At 28.4% G+C, this 19,528-nt stretch carries 16 protein-coding genes, 1 tRNA gene and 1 other annotated feature; of the genes, 16 read left to right on the forward strand and 1 reads right to left on the reverse strand.

Annotated elements, in window-relative coordinates:
• The first annotated feature begins 217 nt into the window (after positions 1 to 217).
• Together J1C67_RS14190 and hslO are read left to right on the forward strand one after the other, a co-directional pair.
• Positions 218 to 958, forward strand: a complete 741-nt coding sequence (locus tag J1C67_RS14190; protein ID WP_089971457.1) for a class I SAM-dependent DNA methyltransferase — start codon at positions 218 to 220, stop codon at positions 956 to 958.
• A gap of 95 nt (positions 959 to 1,053) precedes the next feature.
• Entirely contained in the window at positions 1,054 to 1,926 is an 873-nt protein-coding gene (gene hslO, locus J1C67_RS14195) for an Hsp33 family molecular chaperone HslO (RefSeq protein WP_167867268.1), read from the forward strand.
• A 136-nt stretch (positions 1,927 to 2,062) separates the two neighbouring features.
• Here the strand turns inward: hslO and J1C67_RS14200 are convergent.
• A tRNA-Cys gene (locus J1C67_RS14200) sits at positions 2,063 to 2,136 on the reverse strand.
• A 157-nt stretch (positions 2,137 to 2,293) separates the two neighbouring features.
• On the opposite strand from J1C67_RS14200, the gene J1C67_RS14205 reads away from it, so the two are divergent.
• From J1C67_RS14205 to J1C67_RS14270, 14 genes are all read left to right on the forward strand, one after another.
• Positions 2,294 to 2,977: an HDIG domain-containing metalloprotein gene (locus tag J1C67_RS14205; RefSeq protein WP_167867267.1), complete on the forward strand. Its 684-nt coding sequence runs from the start codon at positions 2,294 to 2,296 to the stop codon at positions 2,975 to 2,977.
• Between the two features lie 602 nt (positions 2,978 to 3,579).
• Positions 3,580 to 4,470, forward strand: a complete 891-nt coding sequence (gene ytxC / locus J1C67_RS14210; RefSeq protein WP_167867266.1) for a putative sporulation protein YtxC — start codon at positions 3,580 to 3,582, stop codon at positions 4,468 to 4,470.
• Between the two features lie 214 nt (positions 4,471 to 4,684).
• Complete coding sequence (gene infC / locus J1C67_RS14215) at positions 4,685 to 5,206, forward strand: translation initiation factor IF-3 (RefSeq protein ID WP_185169404.1); 522 nt, start codon at positions 4,685 to 4,687, stop codon at positions 5,204 to 5,206.
• A 21-nt stretch (positions 5,207 to 5,227) separates the two neighbouring features.
• On the forward strand, positions 5,228 to 5,425 hold the full coding sequence (gene rpmI / locus J1C67_RS14220; RefSeq protein ID WP_089965560.1) for a 50S ribosomal protein L35: 198 nt from the start codon (positions 5,228 to 5,230) through the stop codon (positions 5,423 to 5,425).
• 30 nt (positions 5,426 to 5,455) lie between these two features.
• Positions 5,456 to 5,815 carry a 50S ribosomal protein L20 gene (rplT, locus tag J1C67_RS14225; protein ID WP_089965563.1) on the forward strand — a complete coding sequence of 120 codons (360 nt, stop codon included), beginning with the start codon at positions 5,456 to 5,458 and terminating at the stop codon, positions 5,813 to 5,815.
• Between the two features lie 292 nt (positions 5,816 to 6,107).
• Complete coding sequence (locus J1C67_RS14230) at positions 6,108 to 6,776, forward strand: potassium channel family protein (protein ID WP_089965565.1); 669 nt, start codon at positions 6,108 to 6,110, stop codon at positions 6,774 to 6,776.
• 14 nt (positions 6,777 to 6,790) lie between these two features.
• Positions 6,791 to 7,576: a TrmH family RNA methyltransferase gene (locus J1C67_RS14235; protein ID WP_167864945.1), complete on the forward strand. Its 786-nt coding sequence runs from the start codon at positions 6,791 to 6,793 to the stop codon at positions 7,574 to 7,576.
• A gap of 117 nt (positions 7,577 to 7,693) precedes the next feature.
• Positions 7,694 to 7,914, forward strand: a binding site (T-box leader).
• 74 nt (positions 7,915 to 7,988) lie between these two features.
• Positions 7,989 to 9,008 (forward strand): phenylalanine--tRNA ligase subunit alpha, encoded by a 1,020-nt coding sequence (gene pheS / locus J1C67_RS14240; protein ID WP_167864946.1) that lies wholly within the window; start codon positions 7,989 to 7,991, stop codon positions 9,006 to 9,008.
• 91 nt (positions 9,009 to 9,099) lie between these two features.
• Positions 9,100 to 11,481 carry a phenylalanine--tRNA ligase subunit beta gene (gene pheT, locus J1C67_RS14245; RefSeq protein WP_167864947.1) on the forward strand — a complete coding sequence of 794 codons (2,382 nt, stop codon included), beginning with the start codon at positions 9,100 to 9,102 and terminating at the stop codon, positions 11,479 to 11,481.
• A 160-nt stretch (positions 11,482 to 11,641) separates the two neighbouring features.
• The gene (locus tag J1C67_RS14250; RefSeq protein ID WP_167864948.1) at positions 11,642 to 12,649 is read left to right on the forward strand and encodes a cell division protein ZapA; all 1,008 of its coding nucleotides are present in this window, start codon (positions 11,642 to 11,644) and stop codon (positions 12,647 to 12,649) included.
• 206 nt (positions 12,650 to 12,855) lie between these two features.
• Complete coding sequence (locus J1C67_RS14255) at positions 12,856 to 15,207, forward strand: U32 family peptidase (RefSeq protein ID WP_167864949.1); 2,352 nt, start codon at positions 12,856 to 12,858, stop codon at positions 15,205 to 15,207.
• Positions 15,208 to 15,321: 114 nt separating this feature from the next.
• Positions 15,322 to 17,679 carry an endonuclease MutS2 gene (locus J1C67_RS14260; protein WP_167864950.1) on the forward strand — a complete coding sequence of 786 codons (2,358 nt, stop codon included), beginning with the start codon at positions 15,322 to 15,324 and terminating at the stop codon, positions 17,677 to 17,679.
• Between the two features lie 271 nt (positions 17,680 to 17,950).
• Positions 17,951 to 18,400, forward strand: a complete 450-nt coding sequence (locus J1C67_RS14265) for a 2-thiouracil desulfurase family protein (protein WP_167864951.1) — start codon at positions 17,951 to 17,953, stop codon at positions 18,398 to 18,400.
• A gap of 2 nt (positions 18,401 to 18,402) precedes the next feature.
• Entirely contained in the window at positions 18,403 to 19,374 is a 972-nt protein-coding gene (locus J1C67_RS14270; RefSeq protein ID WP_167864952.1) for a hypothetical protein, read from the forward strand.
• The last annotated feature ends 154 nt before the right edge of the window (positions 19,375 to 19,528 follow it).

Raw genomic sequence — 19,528 nt, forward strand, 5'->3', positions numbered from 1 at the left:
TAATAGAAATGAATTTTGAAATTAAATTAGGGATTTGAAAGAAAATAATAAGTTGAATATTCTGAGGGTATTTTGTGTTATGCGAAGACTCACAACCTGCACATAGTGAGTCTGTGCAAGGGTTGTGGTGATGAAGCATAATGAAAAAGAGACTGGAATATGATTAGTTGTTTTTTGAAGGTCCCTTATATGAAAAAGATTTTTATGGGGGAGACATATGGCGTACGGTGAATTTGCTAAAATTTATGACGAGCTTATAAATGAGGATATTAATTACGATAGTATGATTAATAAAATTCTTAAAGTTTGCACTGAAAACAACATTGAGTTTAATAATTATTTAGATATAGCTTGTGGTACGGGTAACGTTACAGTTAGACTTGCAAAGTCTTTTAAAGAGATATATGCAGTTGATTTATCAGAAGATATGTTAAGAGAAGCTTATGAAAAATTTAAAAAAGGTAAAATTAAAGGAAAAATAATATGCCAAAATATGGCTAAGTTAAATCTTAATAAAAAGTTTGATCTTATTACATCTGTATTAGATTCAACAAATTATATAATAGAAAAAGAAGATTTAATTAGTTATTTAGAAGGTGTAAAAGAGCATTTAAATGATAATGGATTATTTATTTTTGATATTAATTCTTATTATAAATTATCAGAAATTCTAGGGAACAATATTTATACTTATAATGAAGAAGAAGTGTTTTATACTTGGGAAAATATCTTTGAAGAAGATCTTTTAACTATGTCATTAACTTTCTTTGTTAAAAAAGGAGAGTTATACGAAAGATTTGAAGAGGAACATTTAGAAAGAGCTTATACTGAATATTTTATAGAAGAATCGCTTCAAAAATGCGGTCTTAAGGTACTATCTAAATATAATGGATATACTGAAGAAAAAGTTCAAGATAAAAGTGAAAGAATTATGTACATAGTAAAAAAAGATATTTAATTATTAAAAAACAACGAAAAAAGACTAGAATATTTACTAGTTATTTTTTGAAGATTCCTTAAATAATTAATATGTTTAAAATGATGGAGGAAATTATGAGAGATAAAATTATAATAGCAACAGCTAAAGATGGAATGGTTAGAATTATTGCAGGTGTTACAACAAACCTAGTTAATGAGGGAAATAAAATACATAATTGCTCACCAGTTGCAGCAGTAGCTTTTGGAAGAATGCTAACAGCGGGAGCTTTAATTGGAAACACATTAAAATCAGAAAAAGAGGTAATGACTTTAAAAATAAATGGTGATGGTGAGGCTAAAGGCGTAACAGTAACTGCCTATGAAGGTGGGAAAGTTAAAGGGTTTATTGGAAATGCAGAGGTTGATTTACCTTTAAAAGAAGATGGGAAACTTGATGTTGGTGGGTATATTGGTAAAAAAGGAGAATTTATAGTTATTAAAGATTTAGGATTGAAAAATCCTTATGTTGGACATGTCCCTCTAATAACAGGGGAGATAGCAGAGGATTTAGCTTATTACTTCACTGTGTCAGAGCAAACACCATCAGCAGTATCACTTGGAGTGTTAGTAGATAAAGATAATTCAATTAAAGCAGCTGGCGGATTTATTATTCAAATGTTACCAGATGCTGATGAGTTATTAGCAGATATGATAACTTATAGATTAGAAGAAGTTCCAGCAATAACAACAATGTTATCAGAAGGTAAAACAATTGAAGGAATAATTGAATTTATTTTTGAAGGAATGGATTTGAAAATATTAGAAGAAACAGTGCCAAGTTATACTTGTAATTGTTCAAGGGAAAAAGTAGAAAAGGCTTTAATATCAATTGGTAAAAAAGATTTAACTGAAATATATGAAGAAGGAAAAGTAGAAGAATTAAAATGTCATTTCTGTAATACTGCATATAAATTTACTAAAGATGATATTGGAAATTTATTAAAATAGATAATTATATATTTTTAAGAAAAAAGAAAGAAATCCATTCAAATATGGATTTCTTTCTTTTTTATTTTATAAATTATTTAATATAGTAGATATTTTTTTTAGGTTCATTAATTGATAATATTAGGGAGATTAAAGTTGGAGGCGCCACCCAGATTTGAACTGGGGATGAGGGTGTTGCAGACCCATGCCTTTCCACTTGGCCATAGCGCCATATTTTGATTTATTTTCTTTACTAATCTCTAACATCTTATGGTAATAAGTTAAAAATGATACTTAATAAAATTATTTTTTTTTGGAATACTAAACTTAGGCATATTAGCTTGTTATTTTAAAAAATGCCTTGAATAAAAAAATAGGAGCGATATTTATGAAAGAGACAAATATCTTTAAAGAAATAGAAAAAAACTTACAGCAGTTAGAAAAGCCTTCTGAATTTTTAAATAAATTAAAGGATTCACAAGAGTTTAAAGAAAGTAGTTTTAAAGTATTAGGGGATTTAGTTAATACGCCTCAGGAACTTAAATATCACCCGGAGGGTAATGTATGGAATCATTTATGTATGGTTGTTGATGCAGCTAGTGTTGCGAAGTTTTTATCATATAATAAAAGAGAATTTATATGGGCAGCTTTATTACATGATTTAGGTAAGCTTACTACAACTATAAAGAGAAATGGCCGATGGACTTCGTATAATCATGATACTGAAGGTTATAACATGGTTAAAAGTTTATTAATTAAAGAAACTGGAGATGAGAAATTTGCTGAAAAAGTAGCTGAAATTGTTAAATTTCATATGCATCACATATACATACTTAAAAATCTTCCCTTTGGAAATATAAAAGAGCTACTAGAAACAAATAATATTAATGATATATTATTACTTTTTGCTTGTGATAAGCTTGGGCGTGGAGGTCAAACTAGTGAAGATAAAAAAAGAATGTTTGAAGAAGTTTTAAGGATACTTGATATATTAGAAAAAAAGAGTGGGATTAAGTATAATGATGCTAGAGAAAATATTATTAGATTTAAAGAGAAAATAGTAAATGAGTAAGACTTACAAAATGATGAACTAATTTTACTTCATCATTTTTTATTTGGGAAGTATTAATATATATTTCGAAAAATAACTAGAATTTTAAATTAATTATATTATTATCAACATTTAACTAGGAGTAACGTATTATATAAAATAACTATAGGGGTAATATAATATTTTACTATAGCTTTAAAAATAAGCGCTCAAGAGTATGTACTATTTATAAAACGAGCTGTTTATTGAAATTTTATTCGCTTATATATAAATAAATTATTGAAATTTTCAACCATATTTTTATGAATTACTACTTCTTTTTTACATTTGTCTAAAAGGGCTAACCCTATGTCCACATAGCCAATAATGGCAGAATGTAAGCTAGTACATTTAAGTATGAAAATACAGGCGAAACCTTGGGGTTATAAGGCTTTTATTTCTTTTTGAGTGGCAGAATAATCTATAAAACAAAACATCGTAAAAACTCCTTTGACAATATTTTATAATTATAAAATTAATACTGAAAAAAAGAAAAAACAATACTTTTGTCGATTGTTTTAAAATAATTTTTGAATATAGTAAAAAAATTAATACATACTATTATTAAGAAGGGAGTGAAATCTATGCTCGTACTAAAGCTTGTATATAATGAGGACTTAGATTTTATTAGAGAGATTCAAGAGTTAAAGACTATGCTTAAAAAAAAGAATATAATAATAGGAGTAGTAGAAAGTATAGAAACAAATATTCATATGATTAAAATTATTTGTGATGATGAATGTTATAATGAAAAAGTTAAAAAAATTATTGATTTATATGTTAGCAATATTTTATATAAGATAGTAATTGATAAATATAAAGAAAAAGAAATGTTTGATTTTTTAATAGATACTTATTTTTTCTTAAAGCAAGATGAAATTATAGAAGTAGAAGAAGAGATAATGAAAGTATTGTATTGTGAAGAAGATTTAAAAAATGAAAACCTTGTATATTATATGAATAAGATGAATACAGTAATAAGAAAAATACAAGATTGTCTACAAGAAAATACTGAAATTAATATTAATGGGTTCATAACATTTAGAATGAAAGACCTAAGAGAAGATATAGAGGAAATAATTGATAAAGTAGTAGAAAATTATATGGTTGAAAAAGAATATAAAGAATTTGTAAAGCTATTAAAATACTTTGTTGATATTCAAGAAAGTAAAATAGAAGAAATAGATATATGTATTGGTGAAAATGGGAATTATTCAATTAGAGATGACAATGGGAATGATATATTTAATGAATTTATGAAAGAATTAGCAGAGTGTAGAGTAGATACGGATGCTAATATAGAAGATGTAATAATAAGTGGATTAATAACTAATGTACCAAAGAAGGTTGTTATTCACGGAAAAGAAAATTGTGAGAATAAAGAGTTTTTAGAAACTATATCTAGTGTCTTTGGTGAAAGAGTATCATATTGCCAGGGGTGTAGCATTTGCACCCTACCTAAAATAAAATTTTAAAATTATATTGACAATATACTTTGACGATGATAAAATAAATTTTGTTAAGAGGAAACGAGCCGTTTCTCACCTTACGGCATAAAGCTTAGTAAGGTATTTATTTTAGAACGATTATTGGCGTATGTGGCCAATTAAGTATAGAATAAAAAGGACGGCGTAAATACGCCGTCCTTTTTATTCTATTTATGTTTTTTATTTGGTACACTTTGCGGAGGTGAAAAATATTAGTAAAAAATTTATTTGTAACGAAGACATAAGAGAGAGAGAAATTAGAGTTATAGGGCATGATGGAAGCCAATTAGGAATAATGGCAACTAATGATGCTCAAGAAATTGCAGATGAAAAAGACTGTGATTTGGTAATGATTTCTCCAACTGCTAAACCGCCAGTATGTAGAATAATGGATTTAGGTAAGCATATCTATGAGCAAGCAAAGAAAGACAAAGACGCAAAGAAAAGTCAAAAAGTAGTTGTTCTTAAAGAAATCAGATGTAGTCTGAATATTGAAGAAAACGACATTACTATTAAGGCTAAAAATGCTAGAAAATTCCTACTAGATGGGGATAAGGTTAAAATCACTGTTAGGTTCAAAGGTAGAGAAGCTACACTTGGCCATATGGGTAAAAAAATTCTTGAAAACTTCTTTGAAAAGTTAGAAGATATTTGCATAATTGAAAAATATCCAAGACAAGAAGGTAGAAACATGACAATGATTGTAGGCCCTAAAAAAGCATAATCTGAGAGGAGGATTATTATCATGCCAAAAATGAAAACGCACAAAGGTGCAGCAAAAAGATTTAAGAAAACAGGTACAGGTAGACTTAAGAGAGCTAAAGCTTTCAAGAGCCATATCTTAACTAAGAAAAGTTCAAAGAGAAAGAGAAACTTAAGAAAATCTGCTTTAGTTTCAACAACTCAAGAAAAAACAATGAAGAAATTATTACCATATCTATAAAATAGATATGTATATAGGAGGAATTGAAACATGGCAAGAGTTAAAAGAGCCGTCAACAGTCGTAAAAACCATAAAAAGGTTTTAAAAGCTGCAAAAGGTTATTATGGTGGAAAAAGTAGACTATTCAAAACTGCTAACGAATCAGTAATTAGAGCTTTAAGAAACGCATACGTGGGTAGAAGATTAAAGAAGAGAGATTTCAGAAGTTTATGGATAGTTAGAATAAATGCTGCTACAAGAATGAGCGGTATGTCATACTCAACATTTATGAATGGAATGAAATTAGCTGGAATAGACATAAACAGAAAAATGTTAGCTGAAATAGCTATAAATGATCCAAAGGCATTTGCTGACTTAGTAGAAGTTGCAAAAAGCCAATTAAATAAGTAACATATTAAATGCGACTGTAAAGTCGCATTTTCTTTTATATTTTAATATAAGTCATTAAAATATATACTAGCATATTAGCTTGTTATTTTTAAAAAAATGTGTAAAAAATCTACAAATAGAACCCTTCACCATAAGTGCAGGGTTCTATTTATATAATATGGAGAGAATGTAAAAAAATGATATGAATTTATGAAAAATATCTTATACTTTTCATAATATAGTGTATAATAAATAAAGTAAGGAAATTTAAAAAATAACTAGAAAATATTAATAAGTCAGGAGATAGGATGATATGGCAAACAAACAATTTGTAATAATAGGATTAGGTAGATTTGGATTATCAGTTGCTAAAACTTTATATGCATTAGGTAATGACGTATTAGCAATAGATATGAATGAGGATTTAGTACAAGAAATTTCAGATAATGTAACACATGCTGTTCAAGTAGATGCAACTGATGAAAATGCATTAAGATCTCTTGGAATAAGAAATTTTGATGTTGCAATTGTAACTATAGGATCAAATATTCAGGCAAGTGTAATGGTTACATTATTAGTTAAAGAACTTGGTGTAAAATATATAATTGCAAAGGGACATAGTGATTTGCATGCAAAGGTATTATATAAAATTGGAGCAGATAGAGTTGTATTACCGGAAAAGGACATGGGGGTAAGAGTTGCTCATAATCTTGTTTCAGAAAGTATTCTTGATTACATTGAGCTATCACCAGATTATAGTATAATGGAAATAAGAGCTTTAGATGAGTGGCAAGGTAAGAACTTAAATGAATTGAGACTTAGAAGCGAATATGGAATAAATGTAATGGCTATTAAAAAAGGTGAAGAAATTAACATATCTCCTTCAGCAGAAGATAAAGTTGAATCAGGTGATATAATTGTTGCCATTGGATCAGCAGAGGAACTTAGAAAGCTAGAAGGCATGATAGTTAAACTTAATTAATGAGGTATAAGACTTTGATAAATATAGAAAGTAAAGATAACAATTTATTTAAGGAAACTAAAAAGTTAAAAGAAAGAAGAAATAGGACAAAAGAAGGTAAATATATAATTGAAGGCTTTAGACTTATTCAAGAAGCTTTTAAAGCTAATATGGAAATAGAATATCTTATAATTAACGAAGGATGCGAAGAAAAGTTAAATGAATACTTAGATAGGTATATTGATACTAGTAATATTTATATAATTAAAAATAATTTATTTGCTATGTTAACATCAACAGAAACACCTCAAGGGGCTATTGCTGTTGTGAAAGATAAAAAGGTGCAAAAGGACATAAAAGGAGAATTTTTTCTTTTATGTGATAAGGTTCAGGATCCTGGAAACTTAGGGACTATAATTAGAACTGCTCATGCAGCAGGAGTAGATGGAATTATTTTAACTAAAGGAACAGTAGATATATATAACGATAAAGTTATAAGGTCAACTATGGGGTCATTGTTTTATGTACCTATAATACAAGATGATGAGAATCTATCTTTTATAAAGAAATTAAAAGAGGAAGGGTTTAGTCTAGTTGCTACATCACTTCAGGAATCTAAAGATTTTTTTGAAGCGGATTTAAAGGGGAAAATAATATTATCAGTTGGGAACGAAGGTAATGGTATTAGTGAAGAAGTATTTTCGCTAGCAGATAAAAAGGTTAAAATACCAATGCCGGGTGGTGCGGAATCATTAAATGTGGCAATTGCAACATCTATAATATTATTTGAAAAAGTAAGACAAAATTTATCAAAGGTATAAAAATTAAAATTGGTATTGAAATTAACTACCTTTGTTTGTATAATAAGTTATAAGGTAGCTATAACTTATTACATAAATCAGTATTTATTATTTAGTTTCAGCTACCTAAAAGAATATTAAAAGACTGTGAATGAGAGAGTAGATATAAGGAATTTTTCAGGGATAAGAGGCCTAAGACTGAAAGCCACTTAAAATGAACTATATTGAAGTTCACTCAGGAGTCCTAGCTTTGAAGTAATAGTAGTAGCTAGCGGTTTTACCGTTATTTAAATCAAGTTGGGTTTCTAAATTTAATTTAGAACCAATTAGGGTGGTAACGCGGATACTCCGTCCCTTTTTATAGGGATAGGGGTTTTTTTATGTAAAAAAGATTAATAATATTCAAAAGTGAATAATTAAGGAGGGAATAAAAATGCAACAAAAACTAATAGATATTAAGGAATCTGCATTTAAGGAATTAGAAGTAGTTTTAGAAGGTACTATACTTGAAGAAATAAGAGTTAAGTATTTAGGTAAAAAGGGAGAGCTAACTACAATTTTAAGAGGTATGGGGGCGTTATCTGCTGAAGAAAGACCTTTAGTTGGAAAGTTAGTTAACGTAGTAAAAAAAGATGTTGAGGACAAAATTGAATCAATATCTAAAGAAATCAAAGAAAGAGAAAAAAATTCTAAATTATCTTCAGAGGTAATTGATATATCAATGCCTGGTAAGAAAAATATTATAGGTAAAAGACATCCCCTAGATTTAACATTAGCTAGTATGAAGGAAATATTCGTTTCAATGGGATTCACAATAGAAGAGGGACCAGAAGTTGAACTTGATCATTATAACTTTGAAGCTTTAAATATTCCAAAGGATCATCCAGCTAGAAGTGAACAAGATACTTTCTACATAAATGAAAATTTAGTGTTAAGAACACAAACATCACCAGTTCAAATAAGAGTTATGGAAGAACAAAAACCTCCGATAAAAATGATAGCTCCTGGAAAAGTTTATAGATCAGATGCTGTAGATGCAACGCATTCACCTATATTCTATCAAATGGAAGGGTTAGTTATAGATAAGGGTGTAACATTTGCAGATCTTAAGGGAACTTTAGAATTATTTGCAAAGAAAATGTTTGGAGATAAGGTTAAAACTAAGTTTAGACCACATCACTTTCCGTTTACAGAACCGTCAGCAGAAATGGATGCAACTTGCTTTGTTTGCGAAGGCAGCGGATGTAAGGTATGCAAGGGTAGTGGATGGATAGAACTACTAGGGTGTGGAATGGTTCATCCACAAGTTTTAAGAAACTGTGGAATAGATCCAGAAGAATATAGCGGATTTGCTTTTGGGTTTGGTGTTGATAGAATGGTTATGCTTAAATATGGTATAGATGATATAAGATTATTATATGAAAGTGATATGAGATTCTTAAATCAATTTTAAAGTGAATTATGATTTTTAAAATTGAGATAAATAATTTATACAACTAAATTCTTAGATTCAAATTCTCACTTAATAGTAGGAGGTAATATATATGAAGGTGCCATTTAATTGGTTAAAAGATTATGTTGAAGTAAATATAGATGCAAAGGAACTTGGGGATAAATTAACATTATCAGGGTCTGCAGTTGAGGAGGTTATAATACAAGGAGATATAATTAAAAATATAGTTACAGGTAAAATTGTAGAAATAACTAAGCATCCAGATGCTGAAAAGTTAAATGTATGTCAAGTTAATATAGGAGCAGAAGAACTAATACAAATTGTAACAGCTGCAACTAATATGAAGGAGCAAGATGTTGTGCCAGTAGCGCTTCATAAATCAATACTTGCAGATGGAACAGAAATTAAAAAGGGTAAATTAAGAGGTGTAGTTTCAAATGGTATGTTCTGTTCTGAAGAAGAACTAGGAATAGCTGGAGAAGAAGAAATTCATGGCTTAATGATATTAGATACTAATGCTCCACTTGGAGTTTGTATGAAAGAATATTTAAATTTAAATAAGGCAATATTAGATTTTGAAATAACATCTAATAGACCAGATTGTTTAAGCATTGTTGGTATGGCAAGAGAAACAGCAGCAACAATAAGAACAACTTATAAAATGCCAAACTTCAAATATGAGGCTAAAAATTGTGCTAACATTAATGATGAGTTAAAAGTTGAAGTTAGAGATGATTTATGTAGAAGATATATGGCAAGAGGAGTTAAGAACGTTAAAATAGAACCATCACCAAGTTGGATGCAAGAAAGGCTTTTAGAAGCTGGTGTAAGACCAATAAATAATATGGTTGATATAACTAACTTTGTAATGCTTGAACTTGGGGAACCAATGCATGCATTTGATACTAGAGAAATACAAACTGGAACAATAGTTGTAGAAAGAGCGAAAGACTCTGAAAAATTTACAACTTTAGATGAAATTGAAAGAACTTTAGATTCAAATGTCCTTTGTATTAAAGATTCTGAAACAATTATTGGCTTAGCGGGAATTATGGGTGGATTAAATTCACAAATAAAAGAAGATACAACTAGTGTTGTTTTTGAATGTGCAAACTTTGAAGGAACAAACATAAGAGTTAATTCAAAAAAATTAAATCTTAGAAGTGAAAGTTCATCAAGATTTGAAAAAGATATAGATCCAAACCTAGCTGCACTTGCAATAGATAGAGCTTGTGCTTTAGTTTGCGAGTTAAACTGCGGAGAAATCATGGAAGGAACAATTGATGTTTACAACCATAAAAAAGAAGAAAGCAAGTTAACAGTAAGTAGCACTTGGATAAATACATTCCTTGGTACAAAAATCTCTAAGGAAGAAATGAAGAAATATTTAGATTCATTAGATTTAAAAACAGAAATTAATGGAGACCTGTTAGAAGTAATAGCTCCTACTTTCAGAATTGATATATCTATAAAAGAAGATATAGCAGAAGAGGTAGCAAGAATATATGGATACGATAATATTCCAGCTACAATATTTAAGGTTTCAACTGAAAGAGAACCAAAATATAGAAATGAATTATTAAGTGAAAATGTTATAGCGTCAATGATTGCTAGTGGCGTTAGCCAATCAATTAGTTATTCATTTATATCACCTAAGGTATTTGATAAAGTTAAGTTATCAGTAGATAGTGAGCTCCGAAATGCAGTTAAAATAAAGAACCCACTTGGAGAAGATTACTCAATAATGAGAACAACAACACTTCATTCAATAATGGAATGCTTAGGTAGAAATTATTCAAGAAGTAATGATATTGTACGATTATTTGAAGTTGGTAAAGTATATATACCAAATGAAGATCAAAATAAATTGCCTACAGAAAAGAATATTTTAACTATAGGTATATATGGTGATTGTGATTATCTAGATTTAAAGGGAATAGTTGAAAATGTAATAGCTGGACTTGGTATAACTAAGAGCAGTTATCTGCGTGAAAGTGAAAACACAAGCTACCATCCAGGTAAAACTGCAAGAATTACAGTAGGAAAAGCACAAAATTCAGGCGTTCTTGGAGAAATACATCCAGATGTTTCAGATAACTATGGAGTAGATGTACCATGTTTTATTGCTGAAATAGATTTAGATGTATTATTTGATAATGCAAAATTAGAAAAGAAATATAAAGCATTACCTAAATTTCCGGCAGTAACAAGAGATATTGCAATGCTAGTTGAAGATGCAGTGCTAGTTCAAGATATAGAAGATACAATAAAAAGAGCTGGAGGAAACCTAGTAGAAAAAATTAAATTATTTGATATATACAAAGGTGCACAAATCCCAGAAGGTAAAAAGAGCATAGCATATGCAATAGCATATAGAGACGAAAAGAAAACATTAGTAGAAAAAGACGTAACAAAGGTACACGACAAGATACTAAGATCCCTAGAACATAAACTAGGAGCAGAACTTAGATAGAGATTTAGTAAAACATAGAAATACGGTATAGATAGTATATAAATACACTATCTATACCGTATTTTAATTTGTAAAGTTTTATATTATTCCATATCTATTTATTTTATGTTAAAATATAGATAGAGAATATATTATTATATTTTGATTAAGAGGTGTAGATATGAATACTGTTACAGTTAAGATAAATGGAATGGAATATAATTTAAAAGGAAAAGAAAATCAAGAATATTTATTAAAATTAGCGGGATATGTAGATGGAAAAGTTAGAGAAATAATGACTAATAATAGCAAGCTAAGTTCTACAGCAGTTGCAGTGCTAGCAGGTTTAAATATAGCTGATGAACTGTTTAAATGTGATAAAGAAGCTGAAGATTTGATCAAAAAGAAAAATTTATTAGAAGAAAGACATTTAACATTAAAAGAAAGAATAAAAGAGATTAGGGAAGAAATGGATAAGACCTCAAATATTAAAGATGAAGAAATTAATAGCATAACAAAAGTAATGAAAATAATGGAAGAAAAGGTTTTAGGCGTTAATAAACTAAGTGAAAAGGTTAATTTATTAACTAATGAATTAAAAGAAATGGATACTTTAAAGAGTGAAGTGGAAAAGCTAAAGGGACAAACTATATATTATAAAGAACAATTAAAGATTAAGAAAATACAATGTGAAGATTATAAAGAAAATGTTGTTAAATTAAACAACGAAATTATAAAAATTAAAGATGTGAAGGATGAGGAATATAGGAGGATTAAAAGAGAGGTAGTATTGCTTAATAGTGGAAACGATGATTTAAGATCAGCTGTTGAAGATAGTTACTCTAAAATATCTACGTTAGAAGATGAAAATAATAAATTATTAGAGGTAAAATATAAACTATCTAAAGAAATATTAGATAAGGAAAAAGAAATAGTACAATCTATAACTAGTGAAGAAAAACATGAATATAAAGAAGAAATAGAAAGTTTAGGAGAGCAAATTATAATTATGGAACAGGAACTAAAATCTAATATTGAAATGAAAGAAAAAATTAAGATTAGAAGCAAGGAAATGCATTTCCAACTACAAAATTCTAAATTTAAGGTTTTAAATTTAGAAAAAAAGTTAATAGATGTACAAATAGAGTTGGCAAAATCAAAAAAAGACAAAAGTCCATTTCTTAAATAAATAGAGGACTCATACGAGCTTAGAGAAGTTAGTGTGAGTTCTATTTTATTATACATTGTTGATAAAATAGAAAATTATAGCGATACTATTAGTATGAATAATAGAAAAAAAATTAAATTTGTGGTATATATAATTAGTATAGTTACATTTAGATAAAGAAATAGGAATGTTATTATAAATAGAAAACATAGAATAGGAGAAAATACATGGAAAAAATAGAATTACTGGCACCGGCAGGTAGCATGGAGAGTCTTTTCGCAGCAATAAATAAAGGGTGCGATGCAGTTTACTTAGGTGGAAATAAATTTTCAGCTAGAGCATATGCTTCAAACTTCGATAATGATAATATGATTAAGGCTGTTGATTATGCACATAGTTATGGTGTTAAGGTTTATGTAACAATAAATACTATATTAAAGGAAAATGAAATAGAAGAGGCTGTTAAATATGCAGGTTTTTTATATGAAATTGGAGTAGATGCAATACTTATTCAAGATTTGGGTTTATGCAAAAGAATTAAAGAGGATTTTCCAAAAATGGTGCTTCATGCATCAACTCAAATGACAATACATAATGGTGAAGGAGCTATGTTCTTTAAGGAAAGAGGGTTTACTAGAATAGTTTTATCTAGAGAACTATCCCTTGAAGAAATTAAATATATTTCTAAAGATCTTGAAATTGAAACAGAAATATTTGTACATGGTGCTTTATGTATATCTTACTCAGGCCAATGTTTGATGAGTTCAATGATTGGTGGAAGAAGTGGTAATAGAGGAAAATGCGCTCAGCCTTGTAGAATGGAATATACTCTTAAAGGAAATGTTTTGGGAGAAAAAAAGGCTCATTTATTAAGTCCGAAGGATATTTGCACAATAGATGATATGAAAGAAATTATAGATTCAGGAACATCATCTTTAAAAATAGAAGGAAGAATGAAAAGAGCTGAATATGTAGCAGGAGTTGTTGATAACTATAGAAAATCAATAGATGAGGTTTTATATAATAAAAACTTTGATAGTAATAAAGGTAAAAGAGAGTTACTACAATTGTTTAATAGAGAAGGTTTTTCAAAAGCATTTCTTATAAAAGATACTGGCAAAGATATGATGAGTTATAATTCTCCAAAAAATACAGGGGTGCCACTTGGTAGAGTCGAAAGTAATGGAGAAATTATAATCCAAGATGAATTATCTCTTGGTGACGGTATAAGATATAGGGATGATGGAGGTCCTGTAAGTAAAATTATCCTTAATGGTGAAGAAGTTAAAAGCGCAAATATTGGGGATAGGGTTAAAATTTTCCCGATAAACTATAAAAAAGGTGATGAACTTTTCAAAAGTTTAAATAAGAAATTATATGATGAATTAGAAGATTACACTAAACCTTATATTAAGAAAATAGGTGTAAATGCAAAAATTATATTTAAAATAGGTGAACCTCTTGGAATTTTAATTAAGTATAATGGAAAAGATTATGAATTTTTTGGGGAAACTGTACAAAAAGCAGAAAAGAGACCTTTAGATAAAGAAAGAATAATTGAAAGCATGCAAAAGGTAGGAGAGACTCAATTTAAATTCAATAAAATTACATTTGAATGTTATGAAGAAGGCTTCTTAAGAATAGCTGATTTAAATACACTTAGAAGAGATGCCTTTGAAGGACTTAAGAAAGCTATTTGTAAGAGTTTCAGAAGAAAGAGACCTGAAAAAATAATAGCAAAGGAAGTTAATTATTCAAATGAAAGTGTTGAATTATTATATCAATGTATAACTAAACCTCAATTAAAGGCGTTAGTTGAATGTGAATGCACTGATATAACTGTAGATTTATTTAGTAGGGATAAAGAAGCGTTGAGAGATAAGGATATAAAAATTTTAGTAGAAGAAAATAAAAATATTAACATATATCTAAAAATACCAAATGTAATAAAAAGTGAATTTAATCAAGTTATTAAGGTAATAGAAAAAGTTAAACATTATATTAAGGGAATAGTTACTGTAAATGTTGGAATTATTAATAAATACAAAGATGAATTATATATAGTTGGAGATTATAAGTTAAATATTATTAACTCAGAAGCATTAAAGTTTTATCAAGATGTTATTGATACGCCAACTCTTAGCATTGAATTAAATAGAAAAGAAATAAAAGCTATTACTAAGGCTTCAAAAGGTAATATTCAAAGTATAATATATGGTAAAACAGAATTAATGATAAGTGAGTATTGTCCAATTGGGAGTACTTTTGGGGGAAAATCATCTTGCAAAGATTGTAATATAGCTTGTTCAAAAGATGAATTTGTTTTAATTGATAGAATGAATGAAAAACTTAGAGTTATGACTGATCTTTATTGTAGAAGTTATATTTTAAATCCACTTCCAATTAATATAATTGCAGAAGTTGATGAATTAAAGAACTTTGGAGTAAATTCATTTAGAGTTGAGTTTAGAGATGAGACTTACTTAGAAGTTAAGAGAGTTATTGGAATGGTAAAAGGAATAGAAGAAATTGATAATAATTTATATACTAAAGGTCATTATAGAAGAGGAATAGAATAAGGGATAATAAAATATAAAAGTCCTAGGGGAGCATGAAATAAAAAAATGCTAAATAGTTATTTATTTTGCTATGATTTATTTTAAGCTTCCTAGAGGTCAATAAAGGAGAATTATATGCAGGAAAAATCTCTAAGAGTATTAGAATTCAACAAAATAAAAGAGAAACTAAAATTTTATGCTGTAACTTCAGGTGGAAAAGAGTTAATTGATAATTTAATGCCATATAATACTTGTTTTGAAGTTAGAAATAAGCTTAAGGAAAGTAATGAGGCTTTAGATATATTAATAAAAAAAGGATCGCCTCCTTTTGAAGGACTGTATGATGTAAGAGATGGTCTTAATAGAGCTGAAAAAGATGGAGTGCTTACAGCGGAGCAATTACTTAGAATTGGAGCAATGCTTAGATGTGCCCGAAGATTTAAAGATTATATTCCAAAGGAAGAAGATGAAATATCTTATCCAAAACTTAAAGATTTAGCTTATATACTAACTCCTGTAAAAGCATTAGAACAGGAAATAGAAAATGCAATTGTTTCTGAAGAAGAAATAAGTGATAGAGCAAGTGCAACTTTATTTAGAATTAGAAAAAGTTTAAAAGAAAAAAATGCTTCTGTTCGTGAAAAAATAAATGGAATAGTTAGAGCTAATTCTAAATTCCTTCAAGATAGTCTTTATACTATGAGAGGGGACAGATATGTACTTCCTGTAAAGACTGAATATAAAGGAGCAGTACCAGGTCTTGTTCATGATCAAAGTTCATCTGGTGCAACTTTATTTATTGAGCCTATGAGTCTTGTAAATTTAAATAATGAAATTAAAGAATTATTTTTAAAAGAAAAGGCTGAAATAGAAAGAATATTAACTGAGTTATCAGGAAAGGTATCTGATAATATAGAGGAATGTGTTAATAATAGTAAAATATTATTAGAACTAGATTTCATATTTGCAAAAGGGAAATATGCATCTTCATTAAATGCAATTTGCCCTGAGATAAGTGAAGATAGAAGTTTTGATATTATTCAAGTAAGACATCCATTAATAGACCCAAAGATAGTGGTACCTTCAGATATTTATTTAGGAAAAGAATTTACAGCTATTATGATTACAGGACCGAATACTGGTGGTAAAACTGTTATGCTAAAAACAGTAGGATTAGTTCATTTAATGGCATTAAGTGGTCTTTTGATACCAGCAAGAGATGGCTCAACTGTAAGTTTCTTTAAAGAAGTTTTTGCAGATATTGGAGATGAACAAAGTATAGAACAATCACTTTCAACTTTCTCATCTCATATGACTAATATTGTTACTATAATGGAAAATGCAGATGAAGACTCATTGGTTTTATTTGATGAACTTGGATCGGGAACAGACCCGGTAGAAGGGGCAGCATTAGCAGTATCTATTATAGATACATTAAGAGATAGAGGAACAAGGCTTATTGCTACAACTCATTATAGTGAACTGAAAGGGTATGCTCTTAAAACTGAAGGAATAGAAAATGCTTCAGTTGAATTTGATTTAGAAACACTTAGACCAACTTATAGATTATTAATTGGTGTTCCGGGTAAATCTAATGCATTTGAAATTTCGAGAAGGCTTGGGCTTAGTAATGATGTTATAAGTAAAGCTAAGGATTATATGTCAGATGAAAATTTACAATTTGAAGATTTAATTAGAGAACTTCAAGAAAAAAGTATATTAGCTAATAGAGATGCAAGAGAAGCTAAAAAAATCAAATTAGAGGCTGGAGACATTAAAAAGAAATATGAAGAAAAACTAAATAGGTTAGAAGAAGTAAGAGATAAAGCCTATGAAGAGGCAAGACGTGATGCTAGGGATATTGTAGCAAACGCCAAGGATGAGGCTGATGATATACTTAAAGCAATGAGAGAACTTGAAAAGCTTGGGATAGAACAAGGTGGTAGGAAGAGGCTAGAAGAAGAACGAAAGAAACTTAAGGATGGTTTAGAAGAGCGAGAAAATTCACTTTATAAAATGAAAGAAAATCAAGGGGAAGTTATGGAAAAAGTTACTCTTGGAATGGAAGTGTTTTTACCTTCTCTAAATCAAAAAGTAATAGTTATATCTATGCCAGATTCTAGAGGCGAAGTTCAAGTTGAAGCTGGAATTATGAAAATAAATGTAAAACTAAAAGATCTTAGAAAATCTAATGGAGTTCCAGAGAAAAAAGAGAAAAAAGCAAGAGAAGTAAAGATTAATTTTAGATCTATAGAAAGTAGAGTAGATTTAAGGGGGATGGATTCAGAGGAGGCTTGTTATACAACAGATAAGTACCTAGATGATGCTTACCTTGGGAATTTATCAGAAGTAGTAGTAGTTCATGGAAAAGGAACAGGAGTACTTAGAAATGCAATTAACAATATGTTGAAAAGACATCCTCATGTTAAATCTTATAGATTAGGAGTTTATGGAGAAGGTGGAGATGGAGTAACAATAGTTAATTTAAAGTAGGCGTATAAATATCAGTATTTATATATTGGCTATTTTAAAAAATGGATACTGAAAAGCAAATAGCAATAGTTTTAGGCTATATAAATCGCTTTTTAGTATCCTTTTTTAGTTTATAAAGTTTAATGTGAAAAAAAGATGTAATAATTACATCAAAATAGGAATATGTAGTGGCTAGTTATTTTTAAAAACATGTCTTATAATAGGGGTTAATAATAATAATAATTATAAGAACTGTTTATTTTAGAAAAACATGTTATAAAAGGGGTGGAGAATGTATTTAATTAGTGCATGTTTATGTGGTGTTAATTGTAAATATAATGGGGGTAATAATTTTAATGAAAAGTGTTTAGAATTATTTGAAAGTGGAAAAGGCATACTGATTTGCCCAGAAGAGATAGGTGGATTAAGTACCCCAAGACTTCCCGCAGAAATAAAAGGAGAAGTTAATGGAATACTAATAGGGAAGAGTAAGATTATAAATAATAAAGATGAAGATGTTAGTGAAAATTTTATAAGAGGTGCTAAAGAGGTGTTAAAAATAGCTAAAGAGAAAAATATACATAAAGCTATATTAAAAGACGGAAGCCCATCTTGTGGAGTTAACTTTATATATGATGGAAACTTTAATGGAAATAAAATTAATGGCTGTGGATTAACAACATACATATTAAAAGAAAATGGTATTAATGTTATAAGTGAGGAACAATTAGGAGGGGTATAAAAATGGGAATTTTAAGTATATTTAAAAAGAAACAAGTGAAAAGATCTTCGGTTAAAAGAGAAGAAAAAAATGGTGAAAAAGGAGAACTATTAGAGAAAGTAGATAAATATAATGATAATTTTATTAATTTAAATAAGGAAATCGAAGAATTAATTATAAGAGAAGTTTTAAATGTGGTTAAATATCACGATAAATTTGAAGAATTAAAGATTAGAGCAAAGATTGCATCACATAATATAGGCGAAGAACATATTAATTTATTACCAGAATATTTAGCTTGTAAAATAGAAAAACCAGATGAACTAAAAGGGAAGTATGAAGAATTAGGAGAATGGCCAATGGTAGTTGAAAATTCAATTTTAATGATAATTTTTAGCTATAAAGAGAGCGGCGTAGATATATTAACTAAAATAGCATATGGAAATACATCACTTCAATTAAAGGCTATAAATATTCTAGTAAGACTTGCGAAGGAAGAAGTCTCTACTGAAAAAATCATTGATGATATAATGAACAACATAATTAAGTTCAATGATATGGATAAAATAGTTATTTTAGGGTTTGCGTCACAAATAAAAGGAAATAATAAAATAATTGCACTTATTCAACATTTCTATAAGGAATTTTTAAAAGATGGAGATGTTGAAAGTGCTTATGAAACTTTAGTACATCTTATAAATGCAGCTCAAAGATGTACAACTGGTCATTTGAGTTTCTTGAAATTTCTTGCAATGGATAGTGAAAAAATAGATTTAAAAAAAGTAATTGATATAAAAGAAGGAGATAAAGACTTTATTGATGTAATAAACATAAATGAGTTTACTAAAATAAGAGCAACATTAACTTTTTATAATATGAATCAAGAAGATAAAGATATAAATAATATTCTTATTTACTTGAGTAAAAATTATAGAGATGAGGAAGTTAGAAATGAAATAAAAAGATTGTTTGAAAGTAAGAAATGTAAAATTTAATGATTTTTTAAAATTTACAGGTATATTTAATTAAATAGTAAGTGAATTGTAATTTATTTTCTCGTTTAATATAGTATAATAGTCGAATAACAATAATTTAAGAATAGGATTAAGTTAGTAGAGAAATATATAGATTTTCTTTTGGTAGAAAACT

The organism is Clostridium gasigenes (assembly GCF_017348895.1).
GTDB lineage: Bacteria > Bacillota > Clostridia > Clostridiales > Clostridiaceae > Clostridium > Clostridium gasigenes.